This window comes from Polaromonas sp. SP1 (assembly GCF_003711205.1).
In the GTDB taxonomy this organism is placed as follows: domain Bacteria; phylum Pseudomonadota; class Gammaproteobacteria; order Burkholderiales; family Burkholderiaceae_C; genus Polaromonas.
The window spans coordinates 4,086,224-4,101,691 of record NZ_CP031013.1 but is presented as its reverse complement, the minus strand read 5'-3'; the positions used below and the strand labels follow the sequence as shown (position 1 = coordinate 4,101,691).

Below are 15,468 nucleotides of genomic sequence, written 5' to 3'. Positions count from 1 at the left end.
AACGCATGAATGTGGTCGGATTTTCCGGGTATTCCGGTTCGGGCAAGACAACGCTGGTCGAGCAGCTGATCCCGGCTTTGAAGGCCAAAGGCCTGCGTGTGTCGGTCGTCAAGCACGCCCACCACAAGTTCGACATCGACCACCCGGGCAAGGACACCTTCCGCCACCGCGAGGCCGGCGCCTTCGAGGTGGTGGTGGCCTCGCAAAACCGGCTGGCGCTTATTCGCGAATTTGAAAAACCATCCGAGCTCACCGTTCACCAGTTGATCGCCGAGTTGTACGGCGGTGTGGACTGGGTGCTGGTTGAGGGTTTTAAAAGCAGCGACCTGCTCAAGATCGAAGTCTGGCGCGGCCCGACGGCCGACTACGCCGGCAAACCGGCGCGCTACATGGACGACGACTTCATCGTCGCCATCGCCACCGACGCCCCCGACCAGTTGCCCCAGGCAACCTTGCGCCCGGTGCTGGATTTGAACAACCCCGGCGCCGTGGCCGACTACCTGGTGAACAATCAGGAACGGTTTGCGTATTCGTTTGAAGACCGCTTCCACGATTAGTCTTGGCGCACGCAGGCCTGATCTTTTGCAACGGACAACCCGACCATGAGTTCTGCCCCTCCATCCACCGCAGCCCCCGCCCGCGCCCCGCTTAAGCCGCTCGACACAGCGCTCGCCGAGCTGCTGGCCCGCGCCACGCCCTTGCCCGGCAACGAGGCCGTTTCCACCTTTGACGCCGATGGCCGCGTGCTGGCGCAAGACCTGGCCTCCAGCCTCGACGTGCCGGCGCACGACAACAGCTCGATGGACGGCTACGCGCTACGCGTTGCCGATTGGGCCGAGGGCGCCGTGCTGCAGGTCAACCAGCGCATTCCGGCCGGCAGCAGCGGCCACGCGCTCGCTGCGAATTCCGCCGCGCGCATCTTCACCGGCGCACCCATTCCCCCCGGCGCCGACGCCGTGGTCATGCAGGAAGATTGCGACGCGGTGGACACCGGCGTGCGCATCAAGGTCCAGCCCCAGCCCGGCCAATGGATACGCCGCCGCGGCGAAGACGTGTCCTCCGGCGCCGTGGTGCTGCACCGTGGCGAGCGCCTCACGCCCGCCTCGCTCGGCCTGGCCGCCAGCATCGGCTTTGACAAACTGCAGGTGGCCCCGCGCGTGCGCGTGGCGCTGTTCTCCACCGGTGACGAGCTTGTGATGCCCGGTGAGGTCGCGCCCGCCGACATGAAGCCCGGCGCCATCTACAACTCCAACCGTTTCTTTTTGCGGGCGCTGTTGCTGCGCCTGGGCTGCACCGTGACCGACCTGGGCATCGTGCCCGACCGGCTGGATGCCACCATCGCGGCACTCAAGGGCGCCAGCGAGCAGCACGACCTGATTCTCACCAGCGGCGGTGTGTCGGTGGGCGAAGAAGACCACATCAAGCCGGCCGTGCAGGCGCTGGGCGAACTGGCACTCTGGCAAATCGCCATGAAGCCGGGCAAGCCCTTTGCCTACGGCAAGATTGCAGGCTCGCACTTCATCGGCCTGCCGGGCAACCCGGTGTCCAGCTTTGTGACCTTTCTGGTGCTGGTGCGGCCCTTCCTGCTCAAGCTGCAGGGCGCTGTTGAAACCGCCGTTCGGCCCATTGCGGCGCCGGCGCATTTCGACTGGCCCAAGGCCGACAAGCGCCGCGAGTTTTTGCGCGTCAGGCGCAACGCCGCCGGCGGGCTGGAGCTGTTCAACAACCAGAGCTCAGGCGTGTTGACCTCGGCGGTCTGGGGGGACGGTGTGATCGACAACCCGGCCGGCCAGACCATTGCGCACGGCGACATGGTGCAGTTCATCCCGTTCTCGGCGCTGATGTCGTAAAAGCGTCTCGCAAGGCCCATCATGAAAATCACCGTCAAATACTTTGCCTCCATCCGCGAAGCCATAGGGCAGGGCAGCGAGTTGCGCGAGACCTCCGCCCGCACGCTGGCCGCACTGCGCGACGAACTGCTGGCCGCCTCGCCCGCGCACGCTGCGGCGCTTGCACGAGGCCGGTCTGTGCGCATGGCGCTCAACCAGGTCATGAGCGACGAATCCGCTGCGCTCAGCGAGGGCTGCGAAGTCGCGTTCTTCCCGCCCGTCACCGGCGGTTGATTCAAGCCACCAGCGCATCCAGCCGCGCAAGCCGCTCCACCAGCGCCGCAGACGCCCGCGTCATCGGGCTGCGCAACTCGTCGCGAAGCAAACCCTGCCGCGCCAGCAAGGCCTTGAGCGGCCCCGGGTTGGGTTCGGCAAACAGCGCTTCGATCAGCGGTGGCAACGGCGCCCACAGCGCTTCGGCCCCGGCCACATCACCTGCCTGGATGCGTTGCACGACCTCCGCAAACCGCGCCGTGTGCACATGCGCGGCCGCCGCAATCGCGCCCCGGCCGCCCGCTGCGACGGTGCTGAAGATGTTCGCGTCTTCACCCGCCAGCACCTGCAACTGCCCATCGGCAATCAATGCCCGCGTTTTGGCCGGGTCGCCGCCGCAGTCCTTCAGCGCCTGGATGCGCGGGTGCGCCGCCAGCGCGCGGAGGGTGTCCAGCGCGATCTGGCTGCCCGTGCGGTAAGGGATGTCGTAAAGCACCACTGGCACCGCACTGGCATCGGCCAGCGCCGTAAACCATTCAATCAGGCCGGCTTGCGAAGGACGGATGTAGCTGGGAGCCGGCAGCAGGATGCCGGCGAGTTTCAGCTGGCTTAAGGCCCGGACGCGCGCCACCGTTTTGCCCAGGTGATAGCCCGACACGCCCACGATCACCGGCAGCCCAGGGGCTTCGGCCATCACGGTTTGCAGCACCTCGAGCTGCTCTTCATCACTCAGGGCCGCCGCTTCGCCGGTAGAGCCGCACACCACCAGCCCGGCGATGCCGCTGGCCCGGTAATGCGCCACCAGGCGCTTCAAGGCCGCGTAGTCGACCTTGCCCTGCTCAAACGGGGTGACGAGCGGGATCCAAAGCCCGGAGAAATCGTGGATTGCCTGATTGGCCTGATTGGTCTGATTGACGTTAAACGCTGTTTGCATGAATACACATCCCAAAAAACTGACCGGCTAAAAAGGCCGTCATCAGAACTAGGGAAGGTGTCCGCAAAAGACTCTGGAAAAGTAACCGGCGGCTCCATCGCTCATTCGACGACGGAACCGCAGCCCCGGTCAAATGAGCAACGGTTTTTTCGATTTGCTGGCGCACGCCTCAAAGCCACAGGCGCTGCGGGGCGTCCGGTTGGCAAGGAGGTGGGTGTGGCCAGTCATGCGGCCCATATTACTTGAAGGGGCGGATTCTGGCGCCGGTTCGGCCTTGAATAGACACCGGCCAGGGCGCCCCAGTGGCAAAATTGCCACTATGACATCCCCCCGCGTCCTGATCACCACCGATGACTTCAACCTCGCCGATGAAGTCGCCGCCCTGCGCGCCGACGACAAGCGGGTCGGCGCTGTCTGCACTTTTACGGGCACCGTAAGGGACCGCAATGACGGATTGAGCGTCAGCAGCATGGAGCTGGAGCACTACCCCGGCATGACCGAAAAAGCGATTGAGTCCATGATCGATGAGGCGCTGTCGCGCTTTGATATTTTTGGCGCCCGTGTGATCCACCGTGTCGGCCTGCTGCAGCCGCTGGACCAGGTCGTGATGGTGGCCGTGGTGTCGGCCCATCGCGGCGAGAGCTTCAAGGCCTGCGAGTTCCTGATGGACTACCTGAAGACCCAGGCGCCTTTCTGGAAGAAGGAAGTCACGCCGGAGGGCGCGCGCTGGGTCGATGCCCGCGTCACCGACGACGCGGCTTTGGCCAAATGGGGCATCAGCGTTTCGAACGCTTGAGACGCCAGGACACCCGCAAACCTCAGTTCAGGTAACGGGGTTTTTCCGCCGGCTCCACCGGCTCAGCGGCATCGGCTGCCGCATGGACGCCGGCGGCCGGCGGCTTGAGCCACTGGGACTTCTTCAGGCCCTGGTTCAGCAGGTGCAGCAAGCCTTGTGTGAGCTGGGCGTTCATGGCAACCTGCACATTGCGCCCCTGGCCCGGCAGCTTCTCGATCAGGTCCAGCTGCAGCTTGCCGGATGCGAGCAAAGACATCTTGATTTCCGTGACCAGCAGCGGCTCTTTACCCAAAGGCAGCGCGGCGTCTTTGGCCTGGTAGGGCGTCTTGAAGTCGGCGGCGTGGGCCAGCGCTTCTTTCTTGAAGTTCTCGACCACGCGCTGGCGCTGGATGTCGGGTGGCGCCGCCGGGTCGATTTTGCTGGTTTGCCGCGCCAATTGCTCAGCGGCGGTTTTGGTCAAAACCGGCAGCAGGGGCAGCACCAGGCGGCGGGTCAGCCACAGGCGCAGTTCCTCACCTTCCCGGCTGCTGATGCGGGCCAGGAAGCGGTCCTGCTCCGGGAGGTAGGTCACGGAGACCTGCTGGATGTTCATCGGCCGATTTTAAGGTGCCGCTTATCGGCCCTGCTTGCGGTGGCTCAAGCGCAGGCAGGCCATCTTTACCCGTGCGGTGAAGCATTGCCTGCGGTATTCCCCCTGGCCTTGATCCTGCGCAAATGCAGGCCGTGGGCTCCCTTGAAAATGCCCTTAAATGCCCGAAATGAAGGGCAAGTCAGAAAATTTCGGAGAAATCGTCCATGCGACAAGACAAACTTACGACCAAATTCCAGGAAGCGCTCAGCGATGCGCAGTCGCTCGCCTTGGGCAATGACAACGGCTACATCGAGCCCGTGCATCTCTTGCTGGCCATGCTGCGCCAGGAAGACGGCCCGCGTGCGTTGCTTGAAAGGGCCGGCGTCAACGTAGGCGGCCTGATGCAGGCCGCCGATGCCGCGGTCAAGAAGCTGCCCCAGGTGCAGGGGCAGGAGCAGATTTCCGTCAGTTCCGAGCTGGCCAAATTGCTGCAGGCGACCGAAAAGGAATCCATCAAACGCAACGACCAGTTCATTGCGGGCGAGCTCTATTTGCTGGCGCTGGCAGACAGCAAAAACGAAGCCGGCAAGATGGCCAAGGACAACGGCCTGACCCGCAAGGCCCTTGAAGCCGCAATTGACGCGGTGCGCGGCGGGCAGGGCGTGAACAGCGCCGACGCCGAAGGCCAGCGTGAAGCCCTGAAAAAATACTGCATGGACCTGACCGAGCGCGCCCGCCTGGGCAAGCTCGACCCGGTCATCGGCCGCGACGACGAAATCCGCCGCGCCATCCAGGTTTTGCAGCGTCGCACCAAAAACAACCCCGTGCTGATCGGCGAGCCCGGCGTCGGCAAGACCGCCATCGTTGAAGGCCTGGCCCAGCGTATCGTGGCCGGCGAGGTGCCCGATTCGCTCAAAGGCAAACGTGTGCTGTCGCTCGACATGGCCGCGCTGCTGGCCGGCGCCAAGTTTCGCGGCGAGTTTGAAGAGCGCCTGAAAACCGTGCTCAATGAACTGGCCAAAGACGAAGGCCAGACCATTGTTTTCATCGACGAGCTGCACACCATGGTGGGCGCCGGCAAGGCCGAAGGCGCGATGGACGCCGGCAATATGCTCAAACCCGCATTGGCCCGCGGCGAGCTGCATTGCGTGGGCGCCACCACGCTGGATGAATACCGCAAGTACATCGAAAAAGACGCTGCGCTGGAGCGCCGCTTCCAGAAAATCCTGGTGGGCGAGCCGACGGTGGAAGCGACCATCGCCATCTTGCGCGGCCTGCAAGAGAAATACGAAGTGCACCACGGCGTGCAGATCACCGACCCGGCCATCGTGGCCGCGGCCGAGCTCTCGCACCGCTACATCACCGACCGCTTCCTGCCCGACAAGGCCATCGACCTGATCGATGAGGCCGCGGCCAAGATCAAGATCGAGATGGACTCCAAGCCCGAGGTGATGGACAAGCTCGACCGCCGCCTGATCCAGCTGCAGATCGAGCGCGAAGCCGTGCGCCGCGAAAAAGACGAAGCCTCGCAAAAGCGCTTTGGCCTGATTGAAGAAGAGATCACCAAGCTGCAAAAAGAGATCTCCGACCTCGACGAAATCTGGCAGGCCGAAAAGGCCCAGGCGCTGGGTTCCAAAGACGTGATGGAAGAGGTCGACCGCATCCGCTTCCAGATCGAGGAGTTCACCCGCAAGGGCGACTTCAACAAGGTCGCCGAGCTGCAATACGGCAAGCTGCCCGAGCTGGAAAAGCGCCTCAAAGAAGCGCAGGACAGCGAAGCCAGCAAAGGCAAGTCCAACGCGCCCACGCTGCTGCGCACCCAGGTCGGCGCCGAAGAGATCGCCGAAGTTGTGGCGCGCGCCACCGGCATCCCCGTCAGCAAGCTGATGCAGGGTGAACGCGACAAACTGCTGCTGATGGAAAACAAGCTGCACGACCGAGTGGTCGGCCAGGACGAAGCCATTGGCGCGGTGGCCAACGCCATTCGCCGCTCGCGCTCAGGCTTGAGTGACCCGAACCGGCCCACCGGCTCCTTCCTGTTCCTCGGCCCCACGGGCGTGGGCAAGACCGAGCTGTGCAAGGCGCTGGCCGGTTTCCTCTTTGACAGCGAAGACCACCTGATCCGCATCGACATGAGCGAGTTCATGGAAAAGCATTCCGTGGCCCGCCTGATCGGCGCGCCCCCGGGGTATGTCGGCTATGAAGAGGGTGGCTACCTGACCGAAGCCGTGCGCCGCAAGCCCTACAGCGTGCTGCTGCTCGACGAGGTCGAGAAGGCCCACCCGGACGTCTTCAATGTGCTGTTGCAGGTGCTGGACGACGGCCGCCTGACCGACGGCCAGGGCCGCACGGTGGACTTCAAGAACACCGTGATCGTGATGACGAGCAACATCGGCTCGCCCATCATCCAGTCCATGGTCGGCAAGCCGACGGAGGAAATCAAGGACGCGGTGACCGACGAGCTGAAGAACTACTTCCGCCCCGAGTTCCTGAACCGGATCGACGAGGTGGTGGTGTTCCATGCGCTGGACGCGAAGAACATCGAATCCATCGCACGCATCCAGCTCAAGGTGCTGATGGCCCGCCTGCAGAAGATGGACCTGACGATGGACGTGTCGGAAGCGGCGATTGCCGAGTTGGCCAAGGTCGGGTTCGATCCGGTGTTCGGTGCGCGGCCTTTGAAGCGCGCCATCCAGCAGCGCATCGAGAACCCGCTGAGCAAGTTGCTGCTCGAAGGGCGCTTTCCGCCCAAGAGCACCATCCCGGTGGACGTGGACCCGATCCGCAACCCGGGCGTGTTCAGCTTTGGTGCGGCAGGCGCTGCGCCGGAAACCGTAGCCGCGTAGTCCGGGTCATTCATATGCTATCAATTAGATAGCTATAAGCCCAGGCGCTGATTGGGCTGCAGCCTGTTTTTACTTAAAAATAAAGGCCCGCCATCTTTCGCAGATGGCGGGCCTTTTTTTGCCTGGGGCGCGTCTGGCACGCGTTTGGTGTTTAACCGGCCAGGCCTGCAAACACGTTCTGCACATCGTCATTCGCGTCGATGGCGGCCAGAAACGCTTCGACCTCTTCGAGCTCGCCGGCGCTCAGGGATGAAGGCGCGATCGGGTTCTTGGCGCGGTAGCCGAGCTTGGCCGACAGCACGGTAAAACCCTGGGCCGGCAGCGCGCGGCTGACCAGGTCCAGGTCGACGGCATCGGTCACAAACAGCGTGGTGCCTTCTTCCTCGCCCGGCTCAAAATCCTGCGCGCCGGCTTCGATGGCGGCCAGTTCCGGGTCGGCGCCGGCTGCCGCCGGCTCGGCTTCGATCATGCCGATGTGGTCGAAATCCCAGCTGACCGAGCCGGAGGTGCCCAGCTGCCCCTTGCGAAACAGCACGCGCACTTCAGACGCGGTGCGGTTCAGGTTGTCGGTCAGGCATTCGACCATGACGGGCACGCGGTGCGGCGCAAAGCCTTCGTAGATCACGTGCTCGAAGTGCACCGACTCGCCCGTGAGGCCGGCGCCTTTCTTGATGGCGCGCTCCAGCGTGTCTTTGGGCATGGAGACCTTGCGCGCCTGCTCCACCACCAGGCGCAGCCGCGCGTTGGAGGCCGGGTCGGCGCCGTTGCGTGCGGCCACCATGATTTCCTTGGCGAGCTTTCCGAAGAGACGGCCCCTGGCATTCGCGGCCAGTTCCTTGCCTTTTGCTTTCCATTGCGCGCCCATGGTGGATGTTCCTTGATGTTGTGCGGCGCTGCGGTGCGCCGGGTCTGTGAAAGAGGGTGGGGCATGCGCTAACGCAAGTGGCGTGGCGCATGACCGGGGGTTACGGTTATACACCGTCGGCTTGCCGGGCAGCCGCAGCCGCGTGCCGGCTCAGCCTGCCTGCAGGCCGGCGGCGGAAATCAGCGCCAGCGCCGCCGGCACCAGGGAGCCGGCCGGCCCTTTGTTGCCCAGCAGGTGGCCGTTGACATACGCGCCGTCAATCAGGATCACCAGCTGGTCGGCCAAGGCCTCGGGTTGGCCGGCGCCCATTTGCCGCGTCAGCCCGGTCAGGCGGCGGCGCAGCTCGGCCTTGTGGCCCGCGGCTACGGCGCGCGCCGGGTGGTCCGGGGCGGGGAATTCGGTCGCCACATTGAGGAAAGGGCAGCCGCGGTATTTCGGCCCGGCGATGTAGTCGGCGATGCGCTGCAAATGGGCTTTGAGTTCGGCCGCGGCGCTGGCCTGCGGGCGATGGGCGATGTTGTCCCAGTGGCCCCAGTAATCGCTGTTCTCGCGCTCCAGAAAGGCCACGACGAGCTCGTCCTTGGTGCTGAAGTGCCGGTACAGACTGGTCTTGGCCACGCCTGAGCGGTCGACGACGAGGTCAACACCCACGGCCCGCACGCCCTCCTGGTAGAAGAGCTCGGTGGCGGTGTCGAGGATGCGGTCGCGCACGCTGGCGGAGGCGGCTGGCGGGGTTTCAGCGCCAGGCGTGTTGGGGAGGGCGGCGGTGCGGGGCATGGCAAATCCTCTCAGGGCAAGGCAAAAGCGGTTGACACGCTACAGATCTGTAGCGCATACTCGCCCAAGATAAAAAACAGACAGGTCTGTAGCGTTTTGATTCTAGCCGATCAGGCTTCCCCAGCACCCCTCAATCACCCCCTGGACAAAGGACTTTTTCATGCATTCCAACCCAACCATCGCCGTCTACGGCGCCTACGGCCATACCGGGCGCTTTGTGGTGGCCGAGCTGCTCAGGCGCGGCCTGACGCCCGTGCTGTCGGGCCGCGATGCCGGCAAGCTGGCCGCCTTCGGGATGGCGCATCCCGGCCTGGCGATTCGCGCCGCGGCCATCGACGACCCGGCTGCGCTGGACCACGCGCTGCAGGGCGCGGCAGCCGTCATCAACTGCGCCGGGCCGTTTGCCAGCACGGCCGCCCCCGTGATCGACGCCGCGCTGCGCGCGCGAATTCCCTACCTGGATGTCGCGGCGGAAATAGAAGCCAACGTGGACACCTTCGCGCACTACGCCGATCGCGCACGCGACGCCGGCATCCTGGTCGTGCCCGCCATGGCGTTTTATGGCGGCCTGAGTGATTTGCTGGCGACGGTGGCGATGGGGGACTGGACGGCGGCCGACGAGATCAGCGTGGCGTATGCACTGAGCAGCTGGGCGCCGACGGCCGGCACGCGGGCTGCGGGCCAGGTTTCAAGGCAGCGCAGGGGCGGGCGCAGGCTTGTTTTCACAGAAGGGCAACTGGCGTACCGCACCGAGGCAGCGCCGCCGGGTGAGTGGGCTTTCCCCGCGCCAGTCGGCACGCAGCCCGTCGTGACCGAGTTCACCATGGCCGACAGCGTGACGATCCCGCGCCATGTGAAGGTGCCGGAGATACGCACCTACATGGCCGCCGCAGCCGTCAAGGACCTCGTCAACCCCGACCTGGCGCCGCCGCCGGCCATCGACGAGAGCGGGCGTTCATCGCAGACCTTCCTGGTCGAGGTGGTGGTGCGTTCTGCGGGCCGGGAGCGCCGCGCCGTCGCCAGCGGGCGGGACATCTACGCCATCACCGCGCCGCTGGTGGTGGAGGCGGCCGTGCGTGCCGTCGACGGCCGCGCGCGGGCCACAGGCGTGCGCGCAGCCGGTGAGACTTTTGATTCGCGCGATTTCCTCCAGTCGCTGGCGCCGCAGCATCTGGCACTGGCGCTGCACGCACTATGACCAGCACCCCATCTCAAGCCCCGGCCCGCCCCGTGGTCGAACTGCGCCGCTACCGCCTGCAACGTGATGCCCGCGAGATGCTGATCGACCTGTTCGACCGCGAGTTCCTCGAAACGCAGGAGGCCGCCGGCATGTCCGTGCTGGCCCAGTTCCGCGACCTGGACGACCCGGATGCCTTCGTCTGGCTGCGGCGTTTTGAAGACCTGCCGCAACGGGCCGAGGCGCTGCGCAGCTTCTACACCGGCCCGGTGTGGGCGCAGCACGCAGGCGCAGCCAACGGCACCATGGTCAACTCCGACAACGTGCTGATGCTCACGCCCTTGGGCGATGCCGCCGCGCCCTCATTGCTCGGCCCCGGCCCTTTGCCCCGCCGTTTTGGCGCGCACCGCCCATCGCCTGCGGCAGACCTTGGCGACGCCGGCGTCTTTGAGATGACGACCTGCTACCTGGCCCCGCGCACCGACATGGCATTTGCCGCCTGGTTTGAGGACACGATCTGCCCTGTATTGCAGGCGGCAGGCGCCAGAATCGAAGGCCGCTGGATGGTGGACCACCGTGAGAACAACTTCCAGCGCCTGCCGGTACGGGAAGGCGAAACGCTTTTTATCTGGCTGCTGCGCTTTGACGGGGATGAACAGCAGCAGGCGTTTCACCGCAAGCTGGCGGCTTCAGCGGTGTGGCGTGAGCAGGTGCAGCCGGAGATCTGCAGGCGCACCTGGCGGGAGAACGAGGTGGTGAGGCTGGCGCCAACCCGCCGCTCATTGCTGCGGTAAGCAAAAAAAGACAACGAAAGAAACAACGAAAGAGGCAACACGTTTCATGGACCACTTCTCGCACCTCTGGCTTTTTTTCCTGATGGTCTTCGGCATCATCGTGTTGCCCGGCATGGACATGGCCTTTGTCATGGCCAGCTCGCTCACCGGCGGGCGCAAGGCCGGTTTTTTTGCCGTGGCCGGCATCGTCTTTGGCGGGGTGTGCCACGTAATTGCCGGTGCGTTGGGGCTGGGTCTGCTGCTCAAGCTGGTGCCGGGGCTGATCAACCTGATGCTGCTGGCGGGCAGCGCCTACATCGCTTGGATAGGCTGGTCGCTGCTTCGCAGCTCGTCGGTCATGGTGGCGCTGCCCGTGCTGTCAGAGGCCGCGCCGTGGCGCACCTTCCGGCAGGCGGCGCTCACCTGCCTGCTCAACCCCAAGGCTTACCTCTTCATGCTGGCGATATTCCCGCAGTTCCTCAAGCCAGCCTACGGCACGCTGTGGGTGCAGGCGGTGGCGCTCGGCCTCATCATCAGCGTGACGCAGGCGGTGGTCTACGGTGTCTTTGCGTTTGCGGCAGGCGGTGTGCGCCAGTGGATGGCCGGCCGGCCCACCGCCAATGTGATGATGGCGCGCAGCGTGGGTGCGGTGCTGATTGCCAGCGCCATCTTTACCGCCTGGCAGGGCTGGCATTCTTTCGGCCAATAAGCCGTTTTTCCCACCGTTTTACTTGACCGGGATCACCGTACCCGCTGGCACCGGCACCGCCGTCACGCTGTTTTGCGGCGAGCCTTCGATCACGCGGTCGGAGTACGTCAGGTAGACCAGGGTGTTGCGTTTGGTGTCCACCATGCGCACCACACGCAGCTTCTTGAACACCAGCGAGATGCGCTCGCTGAACATCTCTTCCTGCTTTTCCAGCGGTTTGCCGTTGAAGATGATGAGGCCGGTCTGCCGGCAGGCGATCGACGCCTCGGCCTTGTCTTCCGCCACACCGAAAGCGCCCTTGAGGCCGCCGGTTTTGGCGCGTGAGACATAGCAGGTGATGCCGCTGACCTTGGGGTCGTCGTACGCCTCCACCACGATCTTGTGGTCGGGTCCTATGAACTTGAAGACTGTGTCGACTGCGCCGACTTCTTCACCGCCGGCCTGGCCGCAGGCCGACAACAGCCCGGTCAGGAAAAGCGCGCTGAACGCAGGGCGCAGGCGGCGCATGAGTTGGGGTTGAGTGGTCATGGTGTATCCCTCCTGGTGTGTATGAGTGGCGTGGGCTTCGTGCGGCCCGAGCTTCTAATGTACAAAAGCTGCGCGCCGGGCGTGCCGCCCGTTTGTGTGCATCTGTACAGGAGTGAGGGCGCTTACGGCTTCAAAAGCTCAAAGAACCCGCTCGCCAGCCGCTCACCATTGACCATGATGTCCACCTCATGCCGGCCGGCGTGGTGCACGCGGGTGGTGAAGTCGCGTACCACCTGGCTGCGTGAAAGTGCCACGCTGTCGCCGGCGGCCAGGGTCAGCTCCTTGAGCTTGAAGACTTTGGCTGAGCTGCTGCCGGCTTTTTTGACGTAGTGGATGGCGTAGTCCACCACCAGGCGCTGGCTTTGGCGTGAGGTGGATTGCAGCGTGAACGACAACGCCAGCCGCTCGCCCAGCTTGAGTTTTTTCGGAGCCACGGAGAAATCGCTGATGCTGACGGCGGCTTTTTTTCCGGCACCGATCACGCCCAGCGCTTGCTTGTCGCCCTGCTTGATCAGCGTGCGCAGCGCGTGCCGGGCGATCCACGCGGTGTGGGGGTTGTCCAGCGGCCAGCTTTTCAGGCGTTTGAGCACCCATTCAGGGTGCAGCTTGGTGATGTCGTTGAGGTGGTTGGCAACCGACTTGCGCACGTAGAGCGCGCTGTCGGCCTTGAGGGCTTCCAAAATCGGCGCGGCCAGCTCGGGGTCGGCCATCAGCGTATCGAGCCTGAAGGACCAGGGCAGGCGGGGGCGGCTGCCTTCGCTGGCCAGGCGGCGTACGTGTTCGCTCTCGTCTTTGGCCCAGGTTTTCATCACGGCCAGCGTGCGCGCCGGGTCCTGGCGGATGAACTCGCGGATCGCGAACTCCGAGCTGCCGAAGGCGGTGAAAAACTTCAGCGCTTCCATCGACGTGTCAAAGTCGTCGCGCCCATACAAACCCACGTAGTCGGGCAGCACCAGCGTGACAAAGCCGCTGTTGATGCGCGGCGCCAGCTTGCGCAGGATGGCGATGGCTTTGGGGTAGTCGGCCGGCAGCGTGGCGTGCAGGCATTCGGTGGTGCGGCGCAGTCGCTGCATCAGCGATAAATCGTCCAGGTCTTTCAGCGCGAGCTTGAGGAATTCCTTGCTGTCAAAGCGCGGGTAGACCGCCGCGGTTTCGGCTGCGATGTGGCGCAGGCGGGCAGGGTCAAAGATGTGTTTGAGGGCGGGTGCTGCGGTGTCGGACATGGCGACTGATTCTGCCAGCCTGCCATCGGGTGCGGCCCGCCATCGTGCCGATAACTGCCCTGATTAACAAGTGATTGACGTTATTGGGACGCTATTGTTTTGATAGCTAATAGCCAAGGTGGTACCTGGGCTGGAGGCCGATTTGGCTGAATATTTTCAGCCGGCCGACTTGATCAGGTAGCCCAGCCCGCGCAGCGTGACCACAGCCACGCCGCAGGGCAGCAGCTTCTTGCGCAGTCGATGGGCCACCACCTCCACCGCGTCTTCCAGCACGTCGCGCTCAGGGAACACCGCGTTGACCAAATATTCCTTGGGCTGGGCGCGGTTGGGGCGCTCCACCAGCGCGCGCAGCAGCGCCAGCTCGCGCGGGGAGAGCGACAGCCGCTTGTCGCCGCAAAAAAACGCACCGCTGGAGGGCCGCCAGTTCAGCGTCCCCAGGCTTTGCGCCAGGTCAGGGTCTTGCGGCGGAAGTGGCGGCGATGCGCCCTTGCGCCGGCACAGCGCGCGCAGGCGGGCTTCGAGTTCGCCCAGGTCAAACGGCTTGGTGAGGTAGTCGTCGGCGCCGAAGTTCAGGCCCAGGATGCGGTCGCTCAGCGTGGCACGCGCCGACAGCAGCATGACGGGCGTCTGCAGCCCCAGCGCGCGGCCGCGCTGCAGCACATCCAGCCCATCCATGTCGGGCAGGCCCAGGTCCAGGATCAGTGCGTCGGGCTGCAGCAATTGCCAGCTGGCCAGCGCCTGCGCGCCGTCCACCGCGCTGGTCGTGGTAAAGCCCCATGCGGCAAGCGCGCCGCACAGCAGGCTTCGCATGGGCCCGTCGTCTTCAACCAGCAGTGCTTTCATGGCGTGTGGCGGCCGGAGCCGCCGCAGCTCAGAACGAATGGCGGATGCCGAGTTCGTAGCCGCTGGACGAGCCGCCCGGCGTCAGCACCGCGACGCCGACGTTGTAGTTGGTGCCGTTGTTCTTGTTGGAAATATGCGCGTAGTTGGCGTACAGCGCGCTGCGCTTGGACAGGTTGTAGACATAACCTAGCGCCAGGTGGTTGGCGTCGTTGGCCACGCCGGTGGTGTTGACCCGGCTGTAAGCCGCGCGCACCACGCCCGGGCCCGCGGGGATGTGGCCGCCGATCAGGTAGGTGCGCGTCTTGGTGGCACCCACCTTGTTTTCGTTCCACAGCGCCATGGCCTTGACCACGCCGAAGTCGTAGCTGGCGCCCAGGTTGGTTTGCGTCAAATCGCCCAGCGCGCTGATTTTGGTTTTGGTGATGCCGAAAGCGATGTCGAACGGGCCGGGCGAATAACCCAGTCGCAGGCCGGCAACCTTGCCGTCGTCGCTGGTGGCGCCTGAGTTGGACGGGTTTTCACCGAAGGCATACATGGCCTGGCCGTACACGTCGCCCATCTTCGGCAGGAAGAAGCCGATGGAGTTGGAGGCGCGGATGTGCGTCACGCGGGCGGCCGCCTGCACTGGGTAGAACAGGAAGGCCGATGTGCCCACGCCGTTGGTGCCGAAGGGGCTGAAGGCCGAAAGATTCTGGAAGCCCGGCACAAAGTCACGGCCCACGCGCACTTCGCCCCACGAGCCGATCAGGCTGATGGTGGAGCGGCGGCCAAACGTCAGGCCGCTGGCGGCAACGTTGCCGGCAAGCTGGTTGTTGGAGTTGGTCGAGCCGCCCTGGCCTGTGTGGGGGCTGAAGGCGCCCTCCAGCCAGAAGCCGACCTTCAGGTCGCCGCCCAGGTCTTCCATGCCCCTGAAGCCGATGCGGCTGGACGAATAACCGTCGGTGCCGATCATGGTTTGCGAGGCGTTGCCGGCGCCGCTCATGTGGGCGTAGTTGGCATCGACGATGCCGAACACGGTGACAGACGATTGAGCCTGGGCGTTTGCGGCGCACAGTGAAACGAGGGCGGCCGCGAGTGGCAATGCTTTCATGAAAATGTCTCCTGGGTTTTTATCTACGTGTATCTACGTCAATGCAGCGGTTCTGCGTGATGAATGCTAGGAACCGAGACTGTCAATCCGCTTTCAGTCTTGCGTCAGGAAAGCCGCGGATGCGGCGCGGGTGCGTGCCGTTGAGAAGGCCTGCCAGAGGGACCGTCAGAGGGGGTTGTAGAGGGGTTTTCCAGGGGCGGAAGTGGAGTTGCGCCCCTACTGAACGTGAGCGGC

At 64.6% G+C, this 15,468-nt stretch carries 16 protein-coding genes; 8 read left to right on the top strand and 8 right to left on the bottom strand.

All coding sequences use genetic code 11. The features are described from left to right. Positions 1-5 precede the first annotated feature (5 nt). Genes mobB through moaD form a run of 3 tightly spaced genes read left to right on the top strand, consistent with a single transcriptional unit; the run spans position 6 to position 2,123 of the window. Positions 6-557 (top strand): molybdopterin-guanine dinucleotide biosynthesis protein B, encoded by a 552-nt coding sequence (gene mobB / locus DT070_RS19295; RefSeq protein WP_122956860.1) that lies wholly within the window; start codon positions 6-8, stop codon positions 555-557. 45 nt (positions 558-602) lie between these two features. Then, positions 603-1,850: a gephyrin-like molybdotransferase Glp gene (gene glp, locus DT070_RS19290; RefSeq protein ID WP_122956859.1), complete on the top strand. Its 1,248-nt coding sequence runs from the start codon at positions 603-605 to the stop codon at positions 1,848-1,850. A 21-nt stretch (positions 1,851-1,871) separates the two neighbouring features. Next, positions 1,872-2,123 (top strand): molybdopterin converting factor subunit 1, encoded by a 252-nt coding sequence (gene moaD, locus DT070_RS19285; RefSeq protein ID WP_122956858.1) that lies wholly within the window; start codon positions 1,872-1,874, stop codon positions 2,121-2,123. A 1-nt stretch (position 2,124) separates the two neighbouring features. Here the strand turns inward: moaD and dapA are convergent, their stop codons facing one another. Beyond that, complete coding sequence (gene dapA / locus DT070_RS19280) at positions 2,125-3,036, bottom strand: 4-hydroxy-tetrahydrodipicolinate synthase (RefSeq protein WP_122956857.1); 912 nt, start codon at positions 3,034-3,036, stop codon at positions 2,125-2,127. Positions 3,037-3,355: 319 nt separating this feature from the next. Between dapA and DT070_RS19275 the strand changes: the two genes are divergently transcribed. Then, complete coding sequence (locus DT070_RS19275) at positions 3,356-3,832, top strand: molybdenum cofactor biosynthesis protein MoaE (protein WP_122956856.1); 477 nt, start codon at positions 3,356-3,358, stop codon at positions 3,830-3,832. Positions 3,833-3,854: 22 nt separating this feature from the next. Here DT070_RS19275 and DT070_RS19270 read toward each other — a convergent pair whose 3' ends face one another. After that, on the bottom strand, positions 3,855-4,424 hold the full coding sequence (locus DT070_RS19270) for a hypothetical protein (RefSeq protein WP_122956855.1): 570 nt from the start codon (positions 4,422-4,424) through the stop codon (positions 3,855-3,857). Between the two features lie 203 nt (positions 4,425-4,627). Here DT070_RS19270 and clpB point away from each other — a divergent pair, with 203 nt between their 5' ends. Further along, positions 4,628-7,249, top strand: coding sequence for an ATP-dependent chaperone ClpB (clpB, locus tag DT070_RS19265; RefSeq protein ID WP_122956854.1), 2,622 nt, complete (start codon positions 4,628-4,630; stop codon positions 7,247-7,249). A 151-nt stretch (positions 7,250-7,400) separates the two neighbouring features. Here clpB and DT070_RS19260 read toward each other — a convergent pair whose 3' ends face one another. Next, the gene (locus tag DT070_RS19260; protein WP_122956853.1) at positions 7,401-8,114 is read right to left on the bottom strand and encodes a YebC/PmpR family DNA-binding transcriptional regulator; all 714 of its coding nucleotides are present in this window, start codon (positions 8,112-8,114) and stop codon (positions 7,401-7,403) included. Between the two features lie 150 nt (positions 8,115-8,264). Further along, on the bottom strand, positions 8,265-8,891 hold the full coding sequence (locus tag DT070_RS19255) for a TetR/AcrR family transcriptional regulator (protein ID WP_122956852.1): 627 nt from the start codon (positions 8,889-8,891) through the stop codon (positions 8,265-8,267). Positions 8,892-9,051: 160 nt separating this feature from the next. Here DT070_RS19255 and DT070_RS19250 point away from each other — a divergent pair, with 160 nt between their 5' ends. Genes DT070_RS19250 through DT070_RS19240 form a run of 3 tightly spaced genes read left to right on the top strand, consistent with a single transcriptional unit; the run spans position 9,052 to position 11,550 of the window. Continuing rightward, the gene (locus tag DT070_RS19250) at positions 9,052-10,089 is read left to right on the top strand and encodes a trans-acting enoyl reductase family protein (RefSeq protein WP_122956851.1); all 1,038 of its coding nucleotides are present in this window, start codon (positions 9,052-9,054) and stop codon (positions 10,087-10,089) included. After that, the gene (locus DT070_RS19245; protein ID WP_122956850.1) at positions 10,086-10,862 is read left to right on the top strand and encodes an NIPSNAP family protein; all 777 of its coding nucleotides are present in this window, start codon (positions 10,086-10,088) and stop codon (positions 10,860-10,862) included. The genes DT070_RS19250 and DT070_RS19245 overlap by 4 nt, the downstream gene beginning before the upstream one ends. Before the next feature lie 46 nt (positions 10,863-10,908). After that, the gene (locus tag DT070_RS19240; RefSeq protein WP_122956849.1) at positions 10,909-11,550 is read left to right on the top strand and encodes a LysE family translocator; all 642 of its coding nucleotides are present in this window, start codon (positions 10,909-10,911) and stop codon (positions 11,548-11,550) included. Between the two features lie 18 nt (positions 11,551-11,568). Here the strand turns inward: DT070_RS19240 and DT070_RS19235 are convergent, their stop codons facing one another. The 4 genes from DT070_RS19235 to DT070_RS19220 all read right to left on the bottom strand — a co-directional run bounded on the left by DT070_RS19235 (position 11,569) and on the right by DT070_RS19220 (position 15,234). Then, positions 11,569-12,078 (bottom strand): CreA family protein, encoded by a 510-nt coding sequence (locus DT070_RS19235; protein ID WP_369973892.1) that lies wholly within the window; start codon positions 12,076-12,078, stop codon positions 11,569-11,571. 122 nt (positions 12,079-12,200) lie between these two features. After that, a complete protein-coding gene (locus DT070_RS19230; protein ID WP_122956847.1) occupies positions 12,201-13,301 on the bottom strand; it encodes a DNA alkylation repair protein in 1,101 nt (366 codons plus the stop codon). Positions 13,302-13,457: 156 nt separating this feature from the next. Beyond that, a complete protein-coding gene (locus DT070_RS19225; protein ID WP_122956846.1) occupies positions 13,458-14,144 on the bottom strand; it encodes a response regulator transcription factor in 687 nt (228 codons plus the stop codon). Between the two features lie 28 nt (positions 14,145-14,172). Beyond that, on the bottom strand, positions 14,173-15,234 hold the full coding sequence (locus DT070_RS19220) for a porin (protein WP_122956845.1): 1,062 nt from the start codon (positions 15,232-15,234) through the stop codon (positions 14,173-14,175). Positions 15,235-15,468 lie beyond the last annotated feature (234 nt).

What these genes read in the sequence shown, in the direction of transcription:
- mobB (WP_122956860.1), top strand. Translation starts at nt 6, where the DNA reads ATGAATGTGGTCGGATTTTCCGGGTATTCCGGTTCGGGCAAGACAACG.
- glp (WP_122956859.1), top strand. Translation starts at nt 603, where the DNA reads ATGAGTTCTGCCCCTCCATCCACCGCAGCCCCCGCCCGCGCCCCGCTT.
- moaD (WP_122956858.1), top strand. Translation starts at nt 1,872, where the DNA reads ATGAAAATCACCGTCAAATACTTTGCCTCCATCCGCGAAGCCATAGGG.
- dapA (WP_122956857.1), bottom strand. Translation starts at nt 3,036, where the DNA reads ATGCAAACAGCGTTTAACGTCAATCAGACCAATCAGGCCAATCAGGCA.
- DT070_RS19275 (WP_122956856.1), top strand. Translation starts at nt 3,356, where the DNA reads ATGACATCCCCCCGCGTCCTGATCACCACCGATGACTTCAACCTCGCC.
- DT070_RS19270 (WP_122956855.1), bottom strand. Translation starts at nt 4,424, where the DNA reads ATGAACATCCAGCAGGTCTCCGTGACCTACCTCCCGGAGCAGGACCGC.
- clpB (WP_122956854.1), top strand. Translation starts at nt 4,628, where the DNA reads ATGCGACAAGACAAACTTACGACCAAATTCCAGGAAGCGCTCAGCGAT.
- DT070_RS19260 (WP_122956853.1), bottom strand. Translation starts at nt 8,114, where the DNA reads ATGGGCGCGCAATGGAAAGCAAAAGGCAAGGAACTGGCCGCGAATGCC.
- DT070_RS19255 (WP_122956852.1), bottom strand. Translation starts at nt 8,891, where the DNA reads ATGCCCCGCACCGCCGCCCTCCCCAACACGCCTGGCGCTGAAACCCCG.
- DT070_RS19250 (WP_122956851.1), top strand. Translation starts at nt 9,052, where the DNA reads ATGCATTCCAACCCAACCATCGCCGTCTACGGCGCCTACGGCCATACC.
- DT070_RS19245 (WP_122956850.1), top strand. Translation starts at nt 10,086, where the DNA reads ATGACCAGCACCCCATCTCAAGCCCCGGCCCGCCCCGTGGTCGAACTG.
- DT070_RS19240 (WP_122956849.1), top strand. Translation starts at nt 10,909, where the DNA reads ATGGACCACTTCTCGCACCTCTGGCTTTTTTTCCTGATGGTCTTCGGC.
- DT070_RS19235 (WP_369973892.1), bottom strand. Translation starts at nt 12,078, where the DNA reads ATGACCACTCAACCCCAACTCATGCGCCGCCTGCGCCCTGCGTTCAGC.
- DT070_RS19230 (WP_122956847.1), bottom strand. Translation starts at nt 13,301, where the DNA reads ATGTCCGACACCGCAGCACCCGCCCTCAAACACATCTTTGACCCTGCC.
- DT070_RS19225 (WP_122956846.1), bottom strand. Translation starts at nt 14,144, where the DNA reads ATGAAAGCACTGCTGGTTGAAGACGACGGGCCCATGCGAAGCCTGCTG.
- DT070_RS19220 (WP_122956845.1), bottom strand. Translation starts at nt 15,234, where the DNA reads ATGAAAGCATTGCCACTCGCGGCCGCCCTCGTTTCACTGTGCGCCGCA.